This window comes from Novosphingobium aquae (assembly GCF_037572715.1).
Lineage (GTDB): Bacteria > Pseudomonadota > Alphaproteobacteria > Sphingomonadales > Sphingomonadaceae > Novosphingobium > Novosphingobium aquae.
Window position 1 is genome coordinate 761508 of sequence record NZ_JBBHJY010000001.1, and the last position, 22224, is coordinate 783731.

The following is a 22224-nucleotide window of genomic DNA, read 5'->3' on the forward strand; positions in this document are numbered from 1 at the left end:
TTACTCCTGATTTACTGACCGCGGCCGTCCGGCATCGTCGATAGCGACGAAAGTGAACACGGCCTCGGTGACCTTGAACTGAACTTCATCGAAGCGGTGGCGGCGCCACGCTTCGGTGGAAATGGTGATCGAAGTGCGGCCGACCTTGGTGACCTCGCAATAGACCGAAACCTCGTCACCCACGCCCACCGGCTGGTGGAACTGCATTCCGTCCATCGCAACCGTGGCAACACGCCCATGCGCCAGCCGCGCGGCGACGAGCCCTGCCCCCATGTCCATCTGACTCATCAGCCAGCCGCCGAAAATATCGCCATTAGCATTGGTGTCCGCCGGCATAGCCGTGACGCGGATAGCGGGTTGGCCATCTGGCGTCATGTCAGCTGTCCGCCATGGCGGCAACTGTCGGTTGCGGCTTGTCATCAGCACCCAGCGTGACGAAAGTGAAGGTGCCATTCGCGACTTCGATTTCGTCTTCGCTCGCCCGCGCCCGGCCGAAACCGCGCGTCCGCACGGTGATCGACGTTCGCCCGGTGCGCAGGACTTCGGCATAGACATTCAACTCGTCGCCAACCTGCATTGCTCCCGGAAAGGCAAAGTCGGTCGCGCCGACGACCACGGCTTTGAGGCCAGTGCGCCGCGTTACCAGCGAGCTTGCGCCAAGGGCAAGCTGGCACATCAGCCAGCCACCGAACACGCCGCCATAAGGATTGAGGTCGGTCGGCATCGCGGTCACCCGGATGACGAGATCTCCCGCGTCCGCAGTCATGTCAGACCACAAGACCCAGCGGGCTCTCCACCAGTTCGCGGAAAGCGGACATCAGGCGTGCGCCGTCGGCCCCGTCCACAGCGCGGTGATCGAAGCTGCCGGTGACGGTCATAACATTGGCCACGCCAAGCGACCCGTCAGACATGACCCACGGCCGCTTCTCGCCCGCACCGACCGCTAGGATGGTTGACTGCGGCGGGTTGATCACGGCGGTGAAGTGCTTGATGCCCATCATGCCCATGTTCGAGATGCTGGCGGTGCCGCCCTGGTATTCGCCAGGCTGGAGCTTGCCTTCCTTGGCGCGGCTGCCGAGGTCCTTCATGGCCGTGGCGATCGAGGCGAGGCTGCGGCCATTGGCGTCCTGCACGATCGGGGTGATCAGGCCGCCGGGGATCGACACCGCGACCGAAATGTCGGCGCGGGCATAGCGGATCATCTCGTTGCCGGCGAAGGTCACGTTGCATTCGGGCACGGCAACCAGCGCCTTGCCGAGCGCCTTGACCAGCATATCATTGACCGAGAGTTTGACGCCTTCCTTTTCCAGCACGGCATTGAGCTCGCCGCGTAGTTTGAGCAGTTTGTCGAGCTGGACATCGACCGTGAGGTAGATGTGCGGCGCTTCGCTCATCGACTGGGCAAGGCGGCGGGCGATGGTCTTGCGCATGCCCGACAGCTTCTCGACCGAGTGCGGAATGCGGTCATCAAGCAATGCGCGGGTTTCGGCGGCCATGTCGACCGTGGGCACGTTGGCGGCGGCAGAAGCGGCGCTTGCAGGAGCGGCAGCCCCGATTGGCGCGTTCTCTACGTCGGCGCGCACGATGCGGCCATTCGGGCCGGAACCCTTCACGCTGGCAAGGTCAACGCCGCGTTCGGCAGCGATACGTTTGGCGAGCGGGCTGGCGATCACGCGAGCGCCGCTAACGGCAGCGGGGGCGGCAGGTGTAGCCGGAGCCGGACTTGCAGCAGGCGCTGCCTTGGGAGCACTGCCCTTCGCGCCTTCAACGTCGGACTGGACGATGCGGCCATTAGGCCCGGTGCCCTTGATGGCCGTAATGTCGAGACCCCATTCTTCCGCCAGCTTTTTCGCCTTGGGGCTGATGAGCACTGCGGGGGCTTCCGGAGCTGCGACAGGCGCAGGCTCAGGCGCTACATCAGGAGCATGAGCAGGCTCGGGCACAGGTGTCGCCGCCGCCGGAGCTGCCGCTTCACCCTCAGCGCCAAGCTGAGCAATGACCGTGCCGACTTTCACGCCTTCGGTGCCTTCGGCCACCTCGATAGACAGAATCGTGCCTTCGTCCACGGCTTCAAATTCCATCGTCGCCTTGTCGGTCTCGATCTCGGCCATGATGTCACCAGACGAGACGGTATCGCCCACCTTGACCAGCCATCTGGCAAGTTTGCCTTCCTCCATGGTCGGGGAAAGGGCGGGCATCTTGATGGCGATCGGCATAGGTCTGAAAGGCTCCGCATCTGGGCTTTGCGCTAGATAGCCTTTGGCCAAATTGCGACGCTACGGCAAGCCGCCTTGCAGCGAAATCGAATGTGACAGATAAGAACTGATGGCGGGAGGGCCTTTGATGCGCGTTTACCTGGTAATCATGGACGAAACCGACGAGGCAAGCGTGGCGCTGCGCTTCGCATCCCGCCGCGCGGTGCGCACGGGTGGGCAGGTCCACTTGCTCGCCATCGTGCCGCAGCAGGAATTCATCGCGTTTGGCGGCCTTCAGGCGACAATCGAGGAAGAAGCCCGTACCCGCGCCGAAGTGCTGGTGACCAGCGCCGCGGGCAGCCTCGCCTCTGAAAGCGGCGTGATGCCGGTGATCGCCGTCAGCCAGGGCGAAACCATCAAGGTGGTGACCGATTACATCGCCCAGCATCCCGAAGTCTCCGCGCTGGTGCTCGGGTCGGCGGCGAATGGCGCGCCGGGGCCGCTGGTGACCTATTTTTCCAACGTCGGCGTGGGCGTGCTCCCTTGCCCGCTTTACATCGTGCCGGGCGGCCTCAGCGAAGAAGCGATCGACCGCCTAAGCTGAGCTACTTCTTCTTCCGCCCTTGATGCCGGATATTCTCCGGCCGTCCCCGCGGACCGGCAAGGTGCTTGCCCTTGTGCTTCATCGGCAAAGGTTTCCCCCGCCTTTCGATGGGCGCGCTGCCGCCTTCGGGCAGTTCGAATTTCAGCGCGCCAGTCAGCGGATTGGCCTCGGCCAGCCGCAGGTCGAGGATCTGGCCCTGAGCATAGCGTTCACCGCTCTGTGCGCCTTCCAATGCCTGGGCCTTTTCATCGAACTCGAACCGCTCGTAACCCAGTGTCGATACGGGCACGAGCCCGTCTCCGCCCAGCCCGATGATCGTGGCGAAAAAGCCGAAGCTGCGCACGCCGGTGATCCGCGTCTTGAACACTTCGCCCACGCGCGCCGATAGCCATGCCGCGACATAGCGGTCGATGGTGTCGCGCTCGGCCTCCATGGCGCGGCGCTCGGCCTGACTGATCGCTTCGGACACGCGCGACAGGTCTGCCCGGTCGCGGTCAGACAGGCCGCTGTGTGCTGCAAGGTCCTTGGGAGCCGGTTGTTCGAGCCCATAGGCATCGACCAGCGCGCGGTGGACCAGAAGGTCGGAATAGCGGCGGATCGGCGAAGTGAAATGCGCATAGGAGCCCAGAGCCAGCCCGAAGTGCCCGGCATTGCGCGGACCGTAATAGGCCTGAGTCTGGCTGCGGAGGACCGCCTCCATGATCAGCGCTTTCTCGGCCTCGTCAGCCACATCCTTGAGCATGCGGTTGAACAGGCCGGGGGTGATCACCTGCCCCAGCGCCAGCTTGCGGTCGAATGTGGCGAGATAGTCCTTCAGTGCGACCAGCTTTTCGCGGCCCGGCGGCTCGTGAATGCGATAGACCACGGGGGCGACCTTGGCCTCGAGAGCCTTGGCGGCAGCCACGTTGGCAGCGATCATGAAGTCTTCGACCACCCGGTGCGCGTCGAGCCGTTCGCGGATGGCGATTTCGGTGATCCGGCCCAGGTCGTCGAGTTTGACGCGGCGCTCGGGCAGGTCCAGTTCCAACGGATCGCGGGCGTGGCGTGCCTTTTCCAGCAGCTTCCAGCAGTCCCACAGGTTGGTCAGGTATGGTTCGGCGCGTTCTTCGTCGATGCGGGCCTGCGCCTCTTCATAGGCGATGACTTCGTGGATACGGACGAGAGCGCGGGTGAAGCGCCATTCGGTCACGCGGCCTTGTGCGTCGATCTTCAGGTGGCACGCCATCGCCGCGCGGTCCTCGCCCGAGCGGAGCGAGCAGACGTCGGCGCTGAGCACTTCGGGCAGCATCGGCACGACGCGGTCCGGGAAATAGACCGAGTTGGCCCGCTTGCGCGCTTCGCGATCCAGCGGACCGCCGGGGCGGACGTAGAACGACACATCGGCTATCGCGACAAGCGCGCGGAATCCGCCCTCGCCGTCTGGCTCGGCCCAGATCGCGTCATCGTGGTCGCGCGCGTCGGCGGGGTCGATGGCAACGATTGGCAAAGCGCGCAGGTCTTCGCGTTTTGCCTCGCTGAGCGACAGTTTGGCGGCACGCTGGGCCTCTTCCACAGCCTCGTCGGGCCAGTGGAAGGGTATGCCGTGCTTGTGGATGGCGATCAGGCTGAACGCACGCGGGGCAAGCGGATCGCCGAGAACGGCGGTGACCTTGACGCCCGAGCGCGGTGCTTTTCCCGCCGGTTCGGCCAACACGAGCTGACCCACTTCTGCTTCACCGACATCGGCAACGGGGAGCGAATTGCGCACCCGCTTGTCCACCGGGGCGAGCCAGTATTTGCCGCCATTGTCCCGCTCGATCACGCCGAGCATGGCGTCCTCGGCAGACGGCAGCTTCTTCATCGGATGGGCGATAAGTCCGCCCCCGACTTCCTCGGTGCGTGCCAGTACCCGGTCGCCCACCTTGAGCGCGGCCATCGGCGCGCGGGGACCTTTGGTCTTGCCGCGTGCCTCGATAATTCGCAGGCGCGGCGGCGGGGTGGCATCGTCGGGCTGCCAGGTGTCGGGAATGGCGAAAGCCTCACCGTCCTCGATCGACATCACGCGCAGCACGGTGACCTTGGGCACGCCGCCCATGCGATGGAAGGCGGTGCGGTTGCCGTCGATCAGGCCTTCATCGGCCATATCCTTGAGCAGCGCCTTGAGCGCGATCTTTTCATGGCCTTTCAGCCCGAAGGCCTTGGACATTTCACGCTTGCCGGCGGGGCCTTCGGACGACGCGATGAAGTCGAGAATCTGCTGCTTGCTGGGCAGTCCCTGGGGGAGCTTGGCCATTACTTGAGGGGCGCAAACTGGCCGCCGGGGACGGCGGAGGAGATGGGGCTTTCACTGCCCTTGGCGGAGATGGCGCTCACGCCGAAGATCCAGTCGTCACCCCGCACGCCCTTGAGTGTGCGGCTACCGGCATTTTCGGCTTCGCAAACGAAGGGCTTGCCCCAGATCGCTGCAGTCGTCGCGCGGCGGTAGATGCAATAGGTGGTCGCGCCGGGTGCCGGGTTCCAGCTAACCTTGGTGTCGGTCGATACGGCTGCCTCGACCTTGGTCTCCGGCGGAGCGGGCGCATTGGCAATGGCGGCCAGAGCCCGGACGTTGAGCCGGGTGACCTTGGCCAGATAGGGAAAGTCCATGAACTCGATCGTATCCCCGTAAACCTTGCCCTTTTCGTTGCGCAGGTCCTGATGCTGGTGGTCATAATTCTCAACGCCAACCGAGAAGCGGATCGCCGGGATGCCGGCATCGAGGAAGGGAATGTGATCCCCGCCCCTGCCCATGCGGTCAGTACGCCAGATCTGCCGTACGGCGAGTTCCGGCGCGGCGAGGCCGGCGACATAGCGCGAGAGGTTGCGGCTGGGATTGTCGTTCTCGCCGCCAAAGCGCCGGGCAGCGGCGCGCAGCTTGTCATCGCCATCCGCGCGCGGCCCTTCGGAGAATACGCGCACGGTCTTGGCATCGATCAGCCCGTCCGAACCGCGCGTATTGCCGACGATATCGTTGTTCAGCACAGCCTTCACGGTCCAACCCTGCTCCTTGGCATAGTCCGCGAGCAATTTACCGCCGAGCAGCCCCTGCTCCTCACCGGAGAGCACGGCGTAAACGATCGTCGTCGGATATCGGTTCCGCGAAAGTACGCGCGCTGCCTCAAGGACCAGCGCGGTGCCGGAACCGTCGTCGTTCGCGCCCGGCGAGTCGGCGGTGGCGTTCATCACATTGGTGACGCGGCTGTCGATATGGCCCTGGACAATGACCACTTCGTTCGGGCGCTCGGTGCCGCGCTGGATCGCGACGACGTTGACCAGTCGGGTCGGTTTGGGCACCCGGTCGCCCATCACCATGCGTTCGGGTAGCACGACTTCGAGGCAATTGCCGCAGGCGGCGGAGGTCTTGCGAAATTCGCCTTCAGCCCAGCGCCGCGCCGCGCCGATGCCGCGCTTCGGGTCGTCCTGAACCGACAGCGTATGGCGGGTGCCGAAGGACACCAGCGACTCGACATCGGCGCGCAACCGCGCTTGCGAAACCGCTTCCGGGGCGGCGGCCAGCGAAGGTGTCGCCAGCACGCTGGTGATCAAAAGGCCTCTAGTAAGAACGCGCAACATAAATCGTCTCCACAGCCGGCTTCCCGGTAAAGAGACATTGCCCGCTCGGGGTTCCCGCGTCCATCGGCGTGTTGCGGATTGTCAGCTTGAGCGTCTTGAGCTTGGCGATCACTTCTTCGAGTTCATCGCCCGAAGGCCGCGACCAGCCGAGCTCGACCCAGCCGGGGTACTTGTTGCCGTCGGCGAAATGGGCCGAGAGATCGTCCATCGAAGTGACTCCGCGCACGATATTGGCATCGCGCCGCGCGGCGGCTTCGCTGTGCAGCGCGGACTGGATATCTTCGAGCAGGGCAGCAGCACCGGCGGCAAATTCGTCACGGTCCTGCGGGGCGAAGTTGACCTTGGCCGCATCGCTCCACAGCCGGTCGCGGCGGATCACGCTGACCTTGCCTTCGGCCATATCGCGGCCGCCGACTTCGAGAATAACAGGCGCGCCCTTCTTGACCCAGGCCCAGCGCTTTTGCGTGGCCTTGCCGGGGCGCTTGTCGAGCAGGACGCGGATCGGCTCGCCCAGCGCGGACAGACCGGCAACCTTGGCGCGAACTTCCTCGCAATAGGCGAGCAGCGCGGCATCGCCATCGTCGTCGCGCAGCATCGGCAGGATGACGATCTGCTGCGGGGCGATGCGCGGCGGCACACGCAGGCCGTCGTCATCGCCGTGAGTCATGATCACGCCGCCGATCAGACGCGTGGAGACTCCCCACGAGGTCGTGTGGCAATGCGCCTGCTGGCCTTCCTTGTTCTGGTACTGGATGCCGGCGGCTTCGGCGAAACCTGTGCCGAGGTAATGGCTGGTTCCGGCCTGCAGCGCCTTGCCATCCTGCATCATCGCCTCGATCGAATAGGTCGCAACGGCGCCGGGGAAGCGCTCGTTTTCGGGCTTTTCACCGGCGATCACCGGCATGGCGAGCACGTCTTCGGAGAAGGAGCGGTACATCTCGAGCGCGCGCAGCGTCTCTTCCATCGCGCCGTCGCGGTCGGCGTGGGCCGTATGGCCTTCCTGCCAGAGAAACTCGCTGGTGCGCAGGAACATGCGGGTGCGCATTTCCCAGCGCACTACGTTGGCCCACTGGTTGGTCAGAAGCGGCAGATCGCGCCACGACTGAATCCACCGCGCCATGGCTGCGCCGATCACCGTTTCGGAAGTCGGGCGGACGATCAGCGGCTCTTCCAGCTTGGCGTCGGGATCGGGCACCAGTCCGCCCTTGCCATCGGCAATCAGCCGGTGATGGGTGACGACCGCCATTTCCTTGGCAAAACCGTCAACGTGCTCGGCCTCCTTGGCGAAGTAGGACAGCGGGATGAACAGCGGGAAATAGCAGTTCTGCACGCCCGCGGCCTTGATCCGCGCGTCCATCACCTGCTGGATGCGTTCCCAGATGCCGTAGCCCCACGGCTTGATCACCATGCAGCCGCGCACGCCCGATTCTTCGGCCATGTCGGCTTCGGAAATGACGTCCTGATACCATGCGGCGAAGTCGGCTTCGCGGGTGACGGAAAGGGCGTGCTTGATTTTGGGCTGATTCATGGCCGCGCTGTTAGCGGCACTTGGCCCGCACTTCAAATGGCCTGTTCAGCCGAGGGGCTTACTTGCCCAGCGAATCGAGCTTTTTCTGCATTGCCGCCATCTGCGCGCGCAGGGTGGAAAGCTCGTCCTCGCCTTCTGCAGCGGCAGGTTCCGAGGCGGCGGGTTCAGAAGGCGCAGCGCCTTCCTGCTGCATCGCGCCCGGCATGAAGGCAGCGGTCGCGGCCTTGAACATTTCGAGGTTTTGCTTGGCGATCTTGGCCAGCGGATTGTTCCCGAAGCTTTCCTCGAAAGCGGAGCGCAGCTTCTGCTGATTATCGCGGAAATTGTCCATCGAGGCTTCAAGGTAGTGCGGCACCAGCCCCTGCATCGAATTGCCGTACATCGAGATCAGCTGGCGCAGGAAGTTTACCGGCAGCATCTGCTCGCCGCTGGCTTCTTCGTCCATGATGATCTGGGTGAGAATCTGGTGCGTGATGTCATCGCCGGTCTTGGCATCGACAACCTTGAAGTCGACGTTCTCGCGGACCATCTGTGCCAGGTGATCGAGCGTGATGTAGCTGGACGACTGGGTGTTGTAGAGGCGCCGGTTCGCATACTTCTTGATGATTACGCAGTCGCCGTCTTTAACTTTTGCCATGTTTGGCACCCTTGTCCTGCACAACCCAAGCGCCTCTTAGCACTTGCACCTAGTGCGGTGCAACATGAGTTATGCTGCGCAGCGGCAATCTCGTCAGGTCAGCGTGAAAACCGGCGCCCCAGCAGGGTGAGAAGCTCGTATTGCGAAAGGCCTGAAACATGCGAAGCCTGCGGCAGGTCATAGTCCATTTCGACCCAGTCGCCTTCGCTTAGCGTGGGTGCGGCGGAAAGGTCGATCACCGTCATGTCCATCGAAACGCGTCCAAGCACAGGCAATTCGCATCCGTTGCTGCGCAGCATTCCCTTGCCCGACCAGCACCGCAAAAATCCGTCGGCATAGCCCAGCGCGACAACTCCGACGCGCATTGGACGCGGCGCGGTGAAGGTGGCGTTGTAGCCCACAGTATCGCCAGCAGAGAGATCCCGCACCTGCATAATCATCGCCGCAGGTTTCGCCACACTGGCGACTTCACCGGTCAGTTCGGCGCGCGGCACACCGCCGTACAGTGCGAGGCCCGGGCGGGTCAGGGTGCCGTGGTATTCTGCGCCGAGCACGATGCCAGCTGAATTGGCGAGACTGTAGTCCCTCGCCTGAACGGCTGCGCGCGCCTCTGTCCACCGTGCGCACTGCTGGGCGTTGAGCGGGGAATCCTCATCCGCCGAGGCAAGGTGGGACATCATTGTGCAGACATTCAACCGACCGACCAGTTCGTTGCCGAGGTCTTCCATCGGCAGTCCGAGGCGGTTGATCCCGGTATCGACCATCAGATCGCAGGCCCCGCCCACGGCCTTCAGCCATCGGGCCGCCTGCGCGAGCGAGTTGATCGTCGGGCGCAGGCCGGCCTGCTTCATGTAGGCGGTGTCATCGTCACTCAGCGGCCCGTGCAGCACCCTGATCGCGGCGGGGTCGATTACGCCGTCCAATTCGGCAGCCTCGCCCGCATAAGCCACGAAGAAATCACGGCAGCCGGCATCAGCTAGCACCTTGGCAACGCGGCGGGCCCCGAGACCATAAGCATCTGCCTTGACCGCCGCCCCCGCGCGCGCCTTGCCGGACAGCGCGTCCAGCCGCTGCCAGTTGGCAACAAGCGCTTCGCTATCAAGGTGCAGCCGAAGCGGCGGTTCAGGCGTCATCTTCGAAGTCGCGCGGCGGTCCGCCCTTCAGGCCCCACATGGCGACGACGAAGGCCACGGCGACGATGATCCAGGTGTACCACAGCCCCGAGAACGGATTGCCATTGAGCGCGACGATCATGCTGGCGATCAACGGCAGGAAGCCGCCGAAATAGCCGGTGCCGATGTGATAGGGGATCGACATCGAACTGTAGCGGATCTTTGGCGGGAACATCTCCGACAGCAGGGCCGCGACCGGGCCGTATGTCATGCCTGAAAGGAACATCAGGCCCAGCAGGCAGAGGAAGATCGTAAACAGGCTGCCGGCAGACGGCTGGATCTTCCTGAGGTCATAGCCCGCCTCGCCCAGCCACGCCTGCATCTGCTTGCCGCGCGCGGCCTTGTCAGCGAAGGGATAGGCTTCGAGCGGGAGCGCCCTGCCGCCGACCGTCAGCATCAGTGCGCTGCTTTCAACGCGCTGATAGGCAACGCCGACGCCGGCGAGATCGGCCAGCAATTTGCCGCAATCGGTCTTCTGCTCGGCATCGAACAGGTTGTACGAACAGTCCGGCCCGCCGACGACAACCGGCGCGTTTTGCGCGGCAGCGGCGAGGCCGGGATTGGCGGCATTGCCGATCGCCCAGAAGGCGGGGAACAGCAGCAACAGTGTCAGCACATAGCCGATGACGATGGGCTTCTTGCGGCCGATCCGGTCAGACATCTTCCCGAACCAGACAAAGAACACCATGCCGCAGGCGGCGGACAGGCCGACGACCACTTCGGCTGTGGTATCCTCCACCCGCATCGGGCCCTTGAGAAAGCTCAGCGCTGAGAACATCGCCGTGTACCAGATCACCGTCAGGCCGGCGGCGATGCCGAACAGCGCGATGAAGATGCGCTTCTTGTTGCCAGGGTAGGTGAAGCTTTCGACGAAGGGATTGCCGGCGATCTCGCCCTCTTCCTGCATCGCGCGGAAGACCGGGCTTTCTGACAGCATCAGCCGCATCCACAGCGAGATGCCGAGCAGGATGATCGAGAGCAGGAACGGCACGCGCCAGCCCCATGCCGCCCATGCCTCGGGGCTGAGCATGGCCTTGCAGCCGAGCACGACGACAAGGCTGAGGACGAAGCCGCCGACCACGCTGGCCTGAATGAAGCCGGTGAAGAACCCGCGCCGTTCGGGCGGGGCATGTTCGGCGACATAGATCGCTGCGCCGCCGTATTCGCCGCCAAGCGCAAGGCCTTGCAGCACGCGAAGCAGGATCACGATGATCGGCGCGGCAATGCCGATCGATGCCGCAGACGGGATCAGGCCGACACCTGCGGTGGCGATGCCCATCAGGGTGACTGTGACGAGGAAGGTGTACTTGCGGCCCAGCTTGTCGCCGATATAGCCGAACAGGATCGCGCCGAGCGGACGGAAGCCGAAGCCTACGGCGAACCCGGCCCAGACCAACAGTGTTTCCAGCGTGGCATTGCCCGAAGGAAAGAAGGTTTTGCCGATGATCGCGGCGAGCGTGCCGTAAATGAAGAAATCATACCATTCGAACACCGTGCCCATGGAACTGGCTGCGATGACGAGCCTTATTTCCTTGTCGCTGGGTTTGACGTCCGGATGTCGCGCTGGTTCGTTCATTTCTAGGTCCCCGCCCGATGAATTGCCGTTCCTCTAGCGGGCGGGTGCGGCTTAGGGAAGCGCATCCAGCGCGGATTTCCATGGCAAAAGTACGGCGCCGTGGCGTGCGGGATAGTCTTTTGCGGCAGCGATGGCTGAAAGACCGGGCCAGTCAGGCTGCGGTCCTTCGCCTTTGAGCCATGCTTCGATTGCCGTCAGTGCAGTTTGCAGCTTGGCCCTGCCCTGCCCCCGGGCCGCTTCGGCAAAGATCGCCGCCGAGGCCTGTCCGATGGCGCAGGCCTGGGCGGAAACACCGACCCGTTCGATCGCGCCCTCGTCATCAAGTGCCAGAGACATCGCCAGTACCGATCCGCAGCTCGGTGACCGGGCGCGGCCTTGCAGCGGCATTTCTGGATCGTGCGGCCAGCGCGACAGCTGTGTCGCAAGCGATAACACCACAGGCGTGTAGAGCTTCATCGGACTGCTGCTCACTTTGGCAGTCACTGGCGATTAAGGCGCTTCTGTTCTGCGCGCGCGGCTTCAGAACGGCGTTCGGCGATGATCTTGACCAAGGCCTCGCTGCCCGAATTGACGAAGGGATAGGTGCGCGCCTGGGTCATCCACACCGGCCGTCCGCCAACGCCGCGCAGGGTATCAAAGCCCAGCACCAGGATCGAGAAGCCCATGACGATGATCAACAAGCCCTTGATCCCGCCGAATCCGAAACCGATCAGCCGGTCGATCGGGCCGATCAGCGAATCGCGGCTCATGTCGCCCATGCGCTTGGCCAGCATCTTGATGATGAAATAGGGAATCAGCAGCAGTAGCGCGAAAGCGAGCACGGCGGCGGTGCCCAGCTTGTCGCTGGTGAACGGGATCAGCTTTTCCGTGAGCGGGCTGTGCAGGTAATGGATCGCCAGCACGGCAACCACCCACGCCGCGAGGCTGAGGATTTCATGAATGAATCCCCGCATAAAACCGCTGGCCGCAGTCACGCCCACCACGATCAGCACACCGATGTCAAACCCTGTCATTAAGGCGAAAGTTACTCTTCCCCCACAACGCGGTCAACAATTTGCCGCAAGTGCGAAACCGCGTGCTGGCGCATATCGGGAACGGACTGTCCATTATCTGACGCCATGACGGCAGCCTTGAATCCCAGCTTCGCCGCTTCGCGCTGGCGCAGGCCCGAATGGGCGACCGGACGGACTTCCCCGGCAAGCGATACTTCGCCGAACCAGACATGGCCATTGGGCAGCGGCTTGTCGCTGAGCGCGGATACAAGCGCGGCAGCCACGGCAAGGTCAGCGGCGGGGTCAGACAAGCGGTAACCGCCCGCAACATTCAGATAAACCTCGGCGCTGGAGAAATTGAGCCCGCACCGCGCCTCAAGCACGGCGAGCAACATCGCGAGTCGCCCGCTGTCCCAGCCGACCACCGCGCGGCGCGGAGTTGCGCCGCTTTGCAGGCGGACAATCAGCGCCTGAATTTCGACCAGCACGGGCCGCGTCCCCTCCATCGCCGGGAATACGGCGCTGCCGGGAACGGCATCTTCATGGCCCGAAAGGAACAGCGCGGAGGGGTTGCCCACTTCCTCAAGCCCTGCCCCCGCCATGGCAAAGACGCCGATTTCATCGACCGGACCGAAGCGGTTCTTGATCGATCGCAGGATGCGGTACTGGTGACTGCGTTCACCCTCGAAAGCCATGACCACGTCGACCATATGTTCAAGCACGCGCGGACCAGCGATCGAACCGTCTTTCGTGACATGGCCGACCAGCACCAACGCGGAACCCGCCTCCTTGGCGAAGCGGATCAGTTCGAAGGCCGAGGCGCGGACCTGGCTGACCGTGCCCGGCGCGCCTTCGATCATGTCGGAATGCATGGTCTGGATCGAATCGATGACGACGAGCGCCGGGGCGTCCATGCCGCCCAGCGTGGTCAGGATATCGCGCACCGATGTGGCCGAGGCGAGCAGCACCGGCGCCCCCGCCAGCCCGAGTCGTTCGGCGCGTAGGCGAACCTGTCCGGTCGCTTCCTCACCGCTGACATAGACGACGTTACCGCCGCTCTGCGCGATCTTTGCTGCGGCCTGAAGCAGCAGGGTCGATTTACCGATGCCGGGATCGCCGCCCATCAATATCGCAGATCCGGGGACCAGCCCGCCGCCTAGTGCGCGGTCGAATTCGGGCAGCCCGGTGGAGCGCCGCACCGGCATCTGCCCTTTGGCATCCAGCGCCTCGAACGCCAGTGGGCGGCCGCCGCTCGACAAGTCGTGCTTGGTGGAAAAGGTCGTCGCGGGGGTTTCCTCGCTCAGCGTGTTCCATTCGCCGCAATCGGCGCACTGGCCCTGCCAGCGGAACGAGACGGAGCCACAGGCGGCGCAGACATATCGGCGTTTGGGCTTGGCCATGGCGGACGATCTATCCGGAACGGATCGGGAACGCAATTGCCAAGTGCGCTTTTCTCCGCCAAGCATGCACCATGCGCCAAAAGGAACTCCGAATTGCGCTCGTCTGCTACGGCGGAGTCAGTTTGACCGTCTATATGCACGGCGTGACCAAGGAACTGTGGAAACTGGCCCGCGCCAGCCGCAATTTCCACGGCAACAAGCCCTGCACCGAAGGCAGCCAGACGGTCTATCGTCGGATGCTGGAACGCGTCGAGCAAGCGCATGACCTGCGCCTGCGGGTGCTGATCGACATTATCGCCGGAGCCAGCGCGGGCGGGCTCAACGGCGTGTTTCTGGCGCAGGCGATCCATTCGGGGCAAAGCCTTGAGCCGCTGACCACGCTCTGGCTGGAAAATACCGACGTCGACCAGATGCTCGATCCTGATGCGCGGTTGTGGACCCGTTTCGTCAAGTTCTGGGCCGTGCCGCTGGTGCATTACCTGCTGACCCGCCCGGGCAATGTCGTGACGGTCAGCGTGGCGCAGGAAACGCGGCGCGAGGTTCGGGCCAAGCTGTCACGCTTTGTCCGCTCACGCTGGTTCGAGCCGCCGTTTGGCGGGCTGGGCTTTTCGCGCGTGCTGGCCGGTGCGCTGGATTCCATGGCGGCGAGCACCATTGCCGATCCGCTGCTGCCCCCGGACCATCCGCTCGACCTGTTTGTCACCGCCACCGACTTCAAGGGACACAACCAGACGTTGCGGCTCCATTCGCCGCCGCAGGTTGAAGAAAGCGAGCACCGCGTCTCGATCGGTTTCCGCCGCAATGTGCCCGCTGAGGGCGGCACCGGCCTTGCCGATCCGCTCGAACTGGTCTTCGCCGCGCGGGCGACGGCGAGCTTCCCCGGTGCCTTTCCGCCGCTGCAGGCGAGTGAGATCGACCAGTTGGCAGAGGAACGCGGCGCCGCGTGGAACGGACGCGAGGCTTTCCTCAAGCGCGTGCTGCCCGGCCATGCCCGCAAGGGCGATGTCGAGGATGTGGCGCTGATCGATGGGTCGGTGCTGGTCAACGCGCCGTTTTCCGAAGCGATCAACGTGCTGCACGACCGGCCCGCCCAGCGCGAGGTGGATCGGCGCTTCATCTATATCGATCCCAAGCCGGATGAAGTCGGCGGGCTTGGCCATGACGATCCCCGCGCGCCGGGGTTCTTCGCGGTGATTTTCGGCTCGCTGTCATCGATCCCGCGCGAGCAGCCGGTGCGAGACAACCTTGAGGAGCTTGAACGCCAGAGCCGCGAGATGGAGCGGCTGCGCGGCATTGTCGAGGCGCTGCGTCCCGAGGTGGAGGATGCCGTGCAACTCACTTTCGGCCGCACGCTGTTCCTTGATCGGCCGACTGTGAAGCGGCTGACGGCGTGGCGGGCCAAAGCGCAGGATGCGGCAATGCGGCGGGCAGACTATGCCTATCACGGCTATGCTCAGGCGAAGTTCGTTTCGATCATTGATGATCTGGCCAAGGCGATCCACGAATTTGTGCCGGCAATCGAGCAGGGGCTGATTTCGCGCGTTCTTCTGCGGCACTTGAGATTGCAGGGGCTTGATCACTTGTCGGCGATGCGCAGCGGGGCCTCGGACGATGCCATTGCCTTTTTCCGCAACCATGATCTGCCGCACCGCATACGGCGGCTGCGCCTGCTGGCGCGGCGCTTGACGCAGGATTGGGACGGCGATCCTGAAGTTACGCCCGCTGACCGCGATTTCGCGCGTGACGCGGTGTACCGGGCGCTGGCGGTCTATTTCGATGCGGACAGCCCGGAGCGGCTGGGCTCGCTGTTCACCGTTCTGGCAGCGAACGTGATGGTCGATCCCGGCGCAGTGCTGGGTCACATTGCCCAGACCCGCGACCTGCGCGGCGCGGACCTTCTCGCCGATACCATTCTGGCTGAGGCGATGGCGGAAATGCCGCGCGCGCTGCGGCGCAAGGTGCTGCTCGCATACCTCGGCTTCCCGTTCTACGATGTGGTCACCTTCCCGCTGATGCACGGCGAAGGCCTCAACGAATTCGATCCGGTGAAAATCGACCGCATTTCGCCCGACGATGCAAACTCCATCCGAACAGGCGGTGCGGCGAAGTGCCTGCGCGGGGTGGAATTCTTCAACTTCGGCGCCTTCTTCAGCCGTGCCTACCGTGAGAATGACTATCTGTGGGGCCGGCTACATGGCGCCGAAAGGATGGTAGACCTGATCGCGAGCGCCCTGCCCGAAGGCCAGATATTTGACGCCCGCGAGCTGGCGGAGTTCAAGCAGGAGGCGTTTCTGGCTATCCTGGACGAGGAGGAAGGCAAGCTGGTGGCTGACAAGGGGCTGGTGGCCGGGATCAGGGCAGAGGTGTTGGCCAAATCGGTTTGACCATGGTCAATTCGCCGCGCCCGCAATTGGGATAGTGCGGCCCTTGGAAGGGGGGTAACCGCAAGGATATCCCATGAAGTCTCTTAGATTCTACCATCTCCTGTTGGGTGCCGGTTGCCTTTTGGCCTGGTTCACCGCCGAGGAGCTGGGCCTGGTTCATGCATGGACGGGATATGTCGTCGCCTTGCTAACAGTATTGCGGCTCGTGCTGGGACTGATCGGTAAATCTGGCTTCCAGTTCCGCCGCCTGATCCCCCGAGCTGGCGGTCACGGTGCCCAGAAACCAGCAATCTCTGCTGCACTCTCGCTTGCGTTGTTGCTTGCAGTTTCCGGCACGGCAACAACCGGCATCCTGATGGACAAGGGCGGCACTCTGACCGGCAATTCGATCCGCGCGCATGACGGCGAGCGTTCGGAAGGCGATGAGGGCGAAGAGGAAGCCGCCGAGCCCGCGACCTTGCTGGGCCTTGCTCCGTCAGTGCGAGCTGAGGATGGTGACCGGGGCGAGCGCGAGGAAGGCTTGCTCGGCGAAGTGCACGAAACGCTGGGCAACCTGATCCTGCTGCTGGCCATCCTGCACGCGCTTTATCTGCTGATTTTCCGCTTTCAGACGGCGCGCTTCATGCTTTTCGTGCCGCGCAAACCGGCCTGACAGGCGCGGATTGAGGGAGGGGTGACGGCGCCTAGTCCGTCAACCCTTCCCACACGGTCTTGATCCGGTCGAAGAATCCCTTCGACTGCGGGCATTCGTCGCCAGTCTCGGTTTCCTGAAGCTCGCGCAGCAGTTCCTTCTGCTTTGCCGAGAGCTTGGTCGGCGTTTCGACCTGAATCTCGACCACCAGATCGCCGCGCCCGCGTCCTTGCAGCACGGGCATGCCCGCGCCACGCTGGCGCAGCTGCTTGCCTGACTGGATACCGGCGGGGATAGTGATCGTGTGGCGCGTGCCGTCGAGGCCGGGGAGTTCGATCTCTCCGCCCAGTGCTGCCTTGGTGAAGGTGATCGGCGCACGGGTGAGCAGCGTTGTGCCGTCGCGTTCGAACACCGAATGGCGCTTCACGTGGACGAAGATGTAGAGATCGCCCGCCGGTGCGCCAAAGGGTCCGGCCTCGCCCTTGCCGGTGAGGCGGATGCGGGTGCCGGTGTCGACACCCGAGGGAATGTTGACGTCGAGCGTCTGGCGCTGGTCGACCCGGCCTTCCCCGCCGCACGAACGGCAGGGATTTTCGATCACTTCGCCGCGGCCGTGGCAGGTCGGGCAGGTGCGCTCGACCATGAAGAAGCCCTGCTGCGCGCGTACCTTGCCGTGGCCGCCGCACAGGTTGCAGCGCCGCGTGCCGGTTCCGGGCGTGGCGCCCGATCCGTCGCAGGGCTCGCACTGGACCGATACGTCGATCTCGATCTGTTCGGACTTGCCGTGGAACGCCTCGTCGAGGCTGATTTCGAGGTCATAGCGCAGGTCAGCCCCGCGCCGCGCCTGGCCGCGACCACCGCCGCCGCCGAAACCGCCGAAGATCGATTCGAAGATATCGCCAAGGTCGTTGAACGGATTGCCGCCCATGCCGCCTGCCCCGCCCATACCGCCGTTCTCGAACGCGGCGTGGCCGTACTGGTCGTAAGCTGCACGCTTCTGCGGGTCTGACAAGCAGGCATACGCGCTGCTGATCGCCTTGAACTTCGCTTCGCTTTCTGCGCAGCCCGGGTTCTTGTCCGGATGGAATTTCATCGCGAGCTTGCGATACGACGACTTGAGCGTCGCATCGTCCACGCCGCGCGAGACTTCCAGCAATTCGTAATAGTCTAATTCGGCTGACATCGTCCCGCCCCTAACGCAACCCGCCGCTCACGCCTGTGCGCAAGCGGCGGGTCCGTTCCATCGTTCGATCAGCCCTTGTTGTCGTCGACTTCCGAGAACTCGGCGTCGACCACTTCCTCTTCGCCCGGCTTCGCTTCCGCGCCCGGCGAGGCAGCTGCGGCCTGTTCCTTCTCGTAGATCGACTGACCCATCTTCATGGCCACTTCGGTCAGAGCCTGGGTCTTGGCCGTCATTGCGTCCGCATCGCCGCTTTCGATTGCGGTCTTGGCTTCAGCAATGGCAGCTTCTACTTCGGCCTTGAGGCTGGCGTCGATCTTGTCGCCATGTTCTTCGAGCTGGCGCTCGGTCGCATGGACAAGGCTGTCGGCGTTGTTCTTCGCCTCGGCCTCGGCACGGCGCTTCTTGTCCTCTTCAGCGAACTTTTCCGCGTCCTTGACCATCTGGTCGATGTCGGAATCAGTGAGACCGCCAGAAGCCTGGATCTTGATCTGCTGCTCCTTGCCGGTGCCCTTGTCTTTCGCCGTCACGTGGACGATGCCGTTGGCGTCGATGTCGAAGATGACCTCGATCTGCGGCACACCGCGACGCGCCGGCGGGATGCCGACGAGGTCGAACTGGCCAAGCAGCTTGTTGTCCGCCGCCATTTCGCGTTCGCCCTGGAACACGCGGATGGTCACGGCCTGCTGATTGTCCTCGGCGGTCGAGTAAACCTGACTCTTCTTCGTCGGGATCGTCGTGTTGCGATCGATCATGCGGGTGAACACGCCGCCCAGCGTCTCGATGCCCAGCGACAGCGGGGTCACGTCGAGCAGCAGGACGTCCTTGACGTCGCCCTGAAGCACGCCGGCCTGGATTGCCGCGCCCATGGCGACGACTTCATCCGGGTTGACGCCGGTGTGCGGTTCCTTGCCGAAGAATTCCTTCACGACTTCGCGAACGCGCGGCATGCGGGTCATGCCGCCAACGAGGACAACGTCGTCGATGTCGCTGGCCTTGAGGCCAGCATCGGCGAGCGCCTTCTTCATTGGCTCCTTGGTGCGTTCGATCAGGTTCGCGACCATCTTTTCGAGATCGGCGCGGGTGATCGTCTCGACCAGGTGCAACGGCGTGGTGGTGCCGCCTTCCATGCGAGCGGTGATGAAGGGCAGGTTGATTTCGGTCGAAGCCGTGCTCGAAAGCTCGATCTTCGCCTTCTCAGCCGCTTCCTTCAGGCGCTGGAGGGCGAGCTTGTCCGTGCGGAGGTCCATGCCCTCCTTCTTCTTGAACTGCTCTGCCAGCCATTCGACGACCTGGGTGTCGAAGTCTTCACCGCCGAGGAATGTGTCGCCGTTGGTGCTCTTCACTTCGAACACGCCGTCGCCGATCTCGAGGATCGACACGTCGAAGGTACCGCCGCCAAGGTCATAGACCGCGATGGTCTTGCCGTCGTTCTTGTCGAGGCCATAGGCGAGCGCAGCCGCGGTCGGCTCGTTGATGATGCGCAGCACTTCAAGGCCGGCGATCAGGCCGGCATCCTTGGTTGCCTGGCGCTGGGCGTCGTTGAAGTAGGCGGGAACGGTAATCACCGCCTGCGTCACGGTTTCGCCGAGATAGGCCTCGGCAGTTTCCTTCATCTTCTGCAGGATGAACGCAGAGACCTGGCTGGGCGAATAGTCTTCGCCGCCGGCCTTGACCCATGCGTCGCCGTTCTTGCCCTTGACGATGGGATAAGGAACCAGCTCGGTGTCCTTCTTGGTCACCGGATCGTCAAAGCGGCGGCCGATAAGGCGCTTCACCGCGAAAATCGTGTTGTCGCCGTTCGTTACCGCCTGGCGCTTTGCCGGCTGGCCGATCAGGCGTTCGCCATCCTTGGTGAAAGCAACGATCGAAGGCGTTGTACGCGCGCCTTCAGCATTTTCGATGACCTTGGGCTTCCCCCCATCCATCACAGCCACGCAGCTGTTGGTGGTGCCAAGGTCGATCCCGATTACCTTTGCCATTATTCCCTATTCCTCACGTCTTGCAGTTGGACACCGCTTTGGCCCCTCCCCGATAGTCGGCAGAGCGGCCCCGCGGCTCGTTCGAAGGGCGATATAGGTCTGCTTTCGCTTGGCACAAGGGTATGCCGCACCTAAGTGAGCCAGCGTTTCAAACTGGTCCGAAAGGTTGCTTCCCATGCGTGCTCGCCTGCTTGCCCCCGCCCTTGCTGTTTCGCTTCTGCTGCTTGCGGGTTGCTCGGAGGGGAAGAACGAAGTCGTTGTCACCAAAACCACGGCTGAAGGCATGCAACTGACAGAACCACGTCTGGTCCTGCCGATCGTCAAGGACAGCCCAGGTGCGGTCTATTTCACCCTCGTCAATTCCTCCGCCAAGCCGCGCAAGATCCTGTCGATCGAAATCGCGGGCGGCGACATGGCGATGATCCACGATACGGTCGACAAGGGCGGCCATTCCTCGATGACCATGGCGCATGACGTGGTGGTCGCGGCGGGCAGCTCCATGGCCTTCGCGCCTGGCGGGCGGCACGTCATGGTCACAGGGCTGAAGCCCGACCTCAAGCCTGGTGCGGACACCGAGCTCAAGATAAATTTTGACACTGGAGATGCGCTGGTGACGAGCCTGCCGGTAGCTGCACCGGCGGCCGCTGCGGGCAACTGATCGATGAATCATGCCTGCCCGGCAGGCAGGGAACGCTCCCTGACCGAAGGCGAGCGCGCGCTGGTGCGCTCGGTCTTCGGTAGCGCGGTCGATTCCGATCCGGTGACTATCCGCCGGCGCAAATGGTTCCCCTTCCAGCCGGCGCGCGTGGTGATGGCGCCCATGGGCCACCTGCACTTTCATCCTGAAGGCACGCAATATTGCGACGATTTCGCGCAGGCGTCGTGGTCGCTCAAGGGACTGTTCATCCACGAAATGGTCCATGTCTGGCAGGCGCAGAAGCGAGGGCGTTTCTGGCTCATGCTGATGCGCCACCCGTTCTGCCGCTATGACTATGAGCTGGTGCCGGGAAAGCCGCTGGAAGCCTATGGCATCGAGCAGCAGGCCGATATCGTCCGTCATGCGTTCCTGCTGCGCAGCGGCTTGAATGTCGCTGGCAAGCCGCCGCTGAGTGCCTATGATGCCGTGGTCCGGTTCCCGGGGGCATCATGAGCCAGTTTGAATTCCTCTTTTCCCTTTTCACCATCGTCATGGGGCTTTCGCTGGTCGAATTGCTCGCCGGCCTTGGTCGCGCGTTGGAATTCCGGCTTGGCGGCGCGGCGCGCAGCGAAGGTTTTTCCTTTGGCTGGCTGACACCCCTGTTGGCGATCTTCGTTATCCTTGACCTGTTGTCGTTCTGGATGTTCGCCTGGACCGTGCGCGAACTAGTGGTGGTAAGTGCCTTGTCGGTAGTGGCCATCGTGGCGTTTTCCGGCGCCTATTACCTCGCCGCCCGGCTCGTCTTCCCCAGCGATCCAGAGCGGTTTCAGGACCTTGATGTGCATTACCACCGCGTCCAGCGCGTCGTGTTCGTCATGCTCATTGCGATGCTGGCGATGCAGTGGGCGTTCGTTCTGATGCAGTCGCAGCTGCGGGCCATGGCTGCATCGCCGGTGTCTTTGGCGATGACGCTGGTATTGCTCGCGTTGATGATCGCGGCGGCGCTGGTCAGAAACCGGAACGCTTCGATTGCCATACTGGTGGCGCTGATCGCGCGGTATCTGGCGATTTACGTCACCTGACGCGTTTGAAGGAGCGAGCCGATGAAGCGCCTGATCCCTACCTTTTTGGCTATGACCTGGGCCGTATCGGGGCAGGCGGCTGAACGGGTTCATGACCTTGGCAAGTTCCTGCCGATTGGCGCGGAAGTTGAAACGCGGGTCGATGCCGACCTGACCGGCGACGGGCTGGTCGATGTCGCTGCCGTGGCGGTTAAGGATGACGAGCGCTTGCTGGTAGTCGTGGCAGATTCGCCGCGCGGGCTGGTCAAGATCGGGCAGGCGGAGATGGATCCCAGCCCGCTTGGCAGCGCTGAGCTCAAGGTGGCGCGCGGCGTGCTGATCGTCGATGACTTGACCGGCGGCACCACCGCGCTGTCCTCGACCTATCGCTGGCGGTTTGATCCCATGGTGCAGAAGATGCGGCTGATCGGGGATGATGTTTCGCTCTACAGCCGGACCTATGCGCATGACGGGCGCGATGTCAGTACCAACCGGCTGACCGGGGTGCAGATCAGCATCATCCAGAAGCTCAAGGGGCGCGGCCAGAATGCCAGCTACGTGCCAAGCAAGCCGCTCCGCCAGACGGTCTCTCGCGATCCGATCTATATGGGCAGTGCGCCGACGCCGGAACGCACCATGGGTTGGGGTAATTAG

The 22224-nt window shown here is 63.6% G+C and carries 21 protein-coding genes; 7 read left to right on the forward strand and 14 right to left on the reverse strand.

What is annotated here, in order from left to right; all coding sequences use genetic code 11:
• Genes WG900_RS03825 through WG900_RS03835 form a run of 3 tightly spaced genes read right to left on the reverse strand, consistent with a single transcriptional unit; the run spans position 1 to position 2216 of the window.
• Positions 1 to 375, reverse strand: a complete 375-nt coding sequence (locus WG900_RS03825; protein ID WP_339964797.1) for an acyl-CoA thioesterase — start codon at positions 373 to 375, stop codon at positions 1 to 3.
• A 1-nt stretch (position 376) separates the two neighbouring features.
• Positions 377 to 766, reverse strand: a complete 390-nt coding sequence (locus WG900_RS03830; protein ID WP_339964799.1) for an acyl-CoA thioesterase — start codon at positions 764 to 766, stop codon at positions 377 to 379.
• Position 767: 1 nt separating this feature from the next.
• Positions 768 to 2216 carry a 2-oxo acid dehydrogenase subunit E2 gene (locus WG900_RS03835; RefSeq protein WP_339964800.1) on the reverse strand — a complete coding sequence of 483 codons (1449 nt, stop codon included), beginning with the start codon at positions 2214 to 2216 and terminating at the stop codon, positions 768 to 770.
• A gap of 127 nt (positions 2217 to 2343) precedes the next feature.
• Here WG900_RS03835 and WG900_RS03840 point away from each other — a divergent pair, with 127 nt between their 5' ends.
• Positions 2344 to 2799 (forward strand): universal stress protein, encoded by a 456-nt coding sequence (locus WG900_RS03840; protein ID WP_339964801.1) that lies wholly within the window; start codon positions 2344 to 2346, stop codon positions 2797 to 2799.
• A 1-nt stretch (position 2800) separates the two neighbouring features.
• Here WG900_RS03840 and WG900_RS03845 read toward each other — a convergent pair whose 3' ends face one another.
• The 9 genes from WG900_RS03845 to radA form a co-directional block, all read right to left on the reverse strand.
• Complete coding sequence (locus WG900_RS03845; protein WP_339964803.1) at positions 2801 to 5071, reverse strand: ribonuclease R family protein; 2271 nt, start codon at positions 5069 to 5071, stop codon at positions 2801 to 2803.
• Positions 5071 to 6390, reverse strand: a complete 1320-nt coding sequence (locus tag WG900_RS03850; protein ID WP_339964804.1) for a M28 family peptidase — start codon at positions 6388 to 6390, stop codon at positions 5071 to 5073. Before WG900_RS03850 ends, WG900_RS03845 begins: the two co-directional genes overlap by 1 nt.
• Positions 6371 to 7918 (reverse strand): aminoacyl--tRNA ligase-related protein, encoded by a 1548-nt coding sequence (locus tag WG900_RS03855; RefSeq protein WP_339964807.1) that lies wholly within the window; start codon positions 7916 to 7918, stop codon positions 6371 to 6373. Before WG900_RS03855 ends, WG900_RS03850 begins: the two co-directional genes overlap by 20 nt.
• Before the next feature lie 58 nt (positions 7919 to 7976).
• Complete coding sequence (gene phaR, locus WG900_RS03860; RefSeq protein ID WP_339964809.1) at positions 7977 to 8555, reverse strand: polyhydroxyalkanoate synthesis repressor PhaR; 579 nt, start codon at positions 8553 to 8555, stop codon at positions 7977 to 7979.
• A gap of 98 nt (positions 8556 to 8653) precedes the next feature.
• Positions 8654 to 9688, reverse strand: coding sequence for an alanine racemase (gene alr, locus WG900_RS03865; protein ID WP_339964812.1), 1035 nt, complete (start codon positions 9686 to 9688; stop codon positions 8654 to 8656).
• A complete protein-coding gene (locus WG900_RS03870) occupies positions 9678 to 11303 on the reverse strand; it encodes an MFS transporter (RefSeq protein WP_339964814.1) in 1626 nt (541 codons plus the stop codon). The genes alr and WG900_RS03870 overlap by 11 nt, the downstream gene beginning before the upstream one ends.
• Before the next feature lie 51 nt (positions 11304 to 11354).
• The gene (locus WG900_RS03875) at positions 11355 to 11774 is read right to left on the reverse strand and encodes an iron-sulfur cluster assembly scaffold protein (RefSeq protein WP_339964815.1); all 420 of its coding nucleotides are present in this window, start codon (positions 11772 to 11774) and stop codon (positions 11355 to 11357) included.
• Positions 11775 to 11782: 8 nt separating this feature from the next.
• Positions 11783 to 12316 carry a CvpA family protein gene (locus WG900_RS03880; protein ID WP_339964817.1) on the reverse strand — a complete coding sequence of 178 codons (534 nt, stop codon included), beginning with the start codon at positions 12314 to 12316 and terminating at the stop codon, positions 11783 to 11785.
• Between the two features lie 11 nt (positions 12317 to 12327).
• Positions 12328 to 13695 (reverse strand): DNA repair protein RadA, encoded by a 1368-nt coding sequence (gene radA, locus WG900_RS03885; protein ID WP_339964819.1) that lies wholly within the window; start codon positions 13693 to 13695, stop codon positions 12328 to 12330.
• Positions 13696 to 13766: 71 nt separating this feature from the next.
• Between radA and WG900_RS03890 the strand changes: the two genes are divergently transcribed.
• Together WG900_RS03890 and WG900_RS03895 are read left to right on the forward strand one after the other, a co-directional pair.
• Entirely contained in the window at positions 13767 to 16079 is a 2313-nt protein-coding gene (locus WG900_RS03890) for a patatin-like protein (RefSeq protein ID WP_339964821.1), read from the forward strand.
• A 73-nt stretch (positions 16080 to 16152) separates the two neighbouring features.
• Positions 16153 to 16731: a cytochrome b/b6 domain-containing protein gene (locus tag WG900_RS03895; protein ID WP_339964822.1), complete on the forward strand. Its 579-nt coding sequence runs from the start codon at positions 16153 to 16155 to the stop codon at positions 16729 to 16731.
• Positions 16732 to 16762: 31 nt separating this feature from the next.
• On the opposite strand, the gene dnaJ is transcribed toward WG900_RS03895, so the two are convergent.
• Together dnaJ and dnaK are read right to left on the reverse strand one after the other, a co-directional pair.
• Positions 16763 to 17893, reverse strand: coding sequence for a molecular chaperone DnaJ (gene dnaJ, locus WG900_RS03900; RefSeq protein ID WP_339964823.1), 1131 nt, complete (start codon positions 17891 to 17893; stop codon positions 16763 to 16765).
• Positions 17894 to 17961: 68 nt separating this feature from the next.
• The gene (dnaK, locus tag WG900_RS03905) at positions 17962 to 19872 is read right to left on the reverse strand and encodes a molecular chaperone DnaK (RefSeq protein WP_339964825.1); all 1911 of its coding nucleotides are present in this window, start codon (positions 19870 to 19872) and stop codon (positions 17962 to 17964) included.
• Positions 19873 to 20047: 175 nt separating this feature from the next.
• Here dnaK and WG900_RS03910 point away from each other — a divergent pair, with 175 nt between their 5' ends.
• From WG900_RS03910 to WG900_RS03925, 4 genes are read left to right on the forward strand one after another with little or no spacing between them, the layout of a single operon-like run.
• Positions 20048 to 20530 carry a copper chaperone PCu(A)C gene (locus WG900_RS03910; protein WP_339964827.1) on the forward strand — a complete coding sequence of 161 codons (483 nt, stop codon included), beginning with the start codon at positions 20048 to 20050 and terminating at the stop codon, positions 20528 to 20530.
• Positions 20531 to 20533: 3 nt separating this feature from the next.
• Entirely contained in the window at positions 20534 to 21022 is a 489-nt protein-coding gene (locus WG900_RS03915; RefSeq protein ID WP_339964828.1) for a vgr related protein, read from the forward strand.
• Entirely contained in the window at positions 21019 to 21591 is a 573-nt protein-coding gene (locus WG900_RS03920; RefSeq protein ID WP_339964829.1) for a hypothetical protein, read from the forward strand. The genes WG900_RS03915 and WG900_RS03920 overlap by 4 nt, the downstream gene beginning before the upstream one ends.
• Positions 21592 to 21612: 21 nt before the next feature.
• A complete protein-coding gene (locus WG900_RS03925) occupies positions 21613 to 22224 on the forward strand; it encodes a hypothetical protein (protein ID WP_339964830.1) in 612 nt (203 codons plus the stop codon).

What these genes read in the sequence shown, in the direction of transcription:
- WG900_RS03825 (WP_339964797.1), bottom strand. Translation starts at nt 375, where the DNA reads ATGACGCCAGATGGCCAACCCGCTATCCGCGTCACGGCTATGCCGGCG.
- WG900_RS03830 (WP_339964799.1), bottom strand. Translation starts at nt 766, where the DNA reads ATGACTGCGGACGCGGGAGATCTCGTCATCCGGGTGACCGCGATGCCG.
- WG900_RS03835 (WP_339964800.1), bottom strand. Translation starts at nt 2,216, where the DNA reads ATGCCGATCGCCATCAAGATGCCCGCCCTTTCCCCGACCATGGAGGAA.
- WG900_RS03840 (WP_339964801.1), top strand. Translation starts at nt 2,344, where the DNA reads ATGCGCGTTTACCTGGTAATCATGGACGAAACCGACGAGGCAAGCGTG.
- WG900_RS03845 (WP_339964803.1), bottom strand. Translation starts at nt 5,071, where the DNA reads ATGGCCAAGCTCCCCCAGGGACTGCCCAGCAAGCAGCAGATTCTCGAC.
- WG900_RS03850 (WP_339964804.1), bottom strand. Translation starts at nt 6,390, where the DNA reads ATGTTGCGCGTTCTTACTAGAGGCCTTTTGATCACCAGCGTGCTGGCG.
- WG900_RS03855 (WP_339964807.1), bottom strand. Translation starts at nt 7,918, where the DNA reads ATGAATCAGCCCAAAATCAAGCACGCCCTTTCCGTCACCCGCGAAGCC.
- phaR (WP_339964809.1), bottom strand. Translation starts at nt 8,555, where the DNA reads ATGGCAAAAGTTAAAGACGGCGACTGCGTAATCATCAAGAAGTATGCG.
- alr (WP_339964812.1), bottom strand. Translation starts at nt 9,688, where the DNA reads ATGACGCCTGAACCGCCGCTTCGGCTGCACCTTGATAGCGAAGCGCTT.
- WG900_RS03870 (WP_339964814.1), bottom strand. Translation starts at nt 11,303, where the DNA reads ATGAACGAACCAGCGCGACATCCGGACGTCAAACCCAGCGACAAGGAA.
- WG900_RS03880 (WP_339964817.1), bottom strand. Translation starts at nt 12,316, where the DNA reads ATGACAGGGTTTGACATCGGTGTGCTGATCGTGGTGGGCGTGACTGCG.
- radA (WP_339964819.1), bottom strand. Translation starts at nt 13,695, where the DNA reads ATGGCCAAGCCCAAACGCCGATATGTCTGCGCCGCCTGTGGCTCCGTC.
- WG900_RS03890 (WP_339964821.1), top strand. Translation starts at nt 13,767, where the DNA reads ATGCGCCAAAAGGAACTCCGAATTGCGCTCGTCTGCTACGGCGGAGTC.
- WG900_RS03895 (WP_339964822.1), top strand. Translation starts at nt 16,153, where the DNA reads ATGAAGTCTCTTAGATTCTACCATCTCCTGTTGGGTGCCGGTTGCCTT.
- dnaJ (WP_339964823.1), bottom strand. Translation starts at nt 17,893, where the DNA reads ATGTCAGCCGAATTAGACTATTACGAATTGCTGGAAGTCTCGCGCGGC.
- dnaK (WP_339964825.1), bottom strand. Translation starts at nt 19,872, where the DNA reads ATGGCAAAGGTAATCGGGATCGACCTTGGCACCACCAACAGCTGCGTG.
- WG900_RS03910 (WP_339964827.1), top strand. Translation starts at nt 20,048, where the DNA reads ATGCGTGCTCGCCTGCTTGCCCCCGCCCTTGCTGTTTCGCTTCTGCTG.
- WG900_RS03915 (WP_339964828.1), top strand. Translation starts at nt 20,534, where the DNA reads ATGAATCATGCCTGCCCGGCAGGCAGGGAACGCTCCCTGACCGAAGGC.
- WG900_RS03920 (WP_339964829.1), top strand. Translation starts at nt 21,019, where the DNA reads ATGAGCCAGTTTGAATTCCTCTTTTCCCTTTTCACCATCGTCATGGGG.
- WG900_RS03925 (WP_339964830.1), top strand. Translation starts at nt 21,613, where the DNA reads ATGAAGCGCCTGATCCCTACCTTTTTGGCTATGACCTGGGCCGTATCG.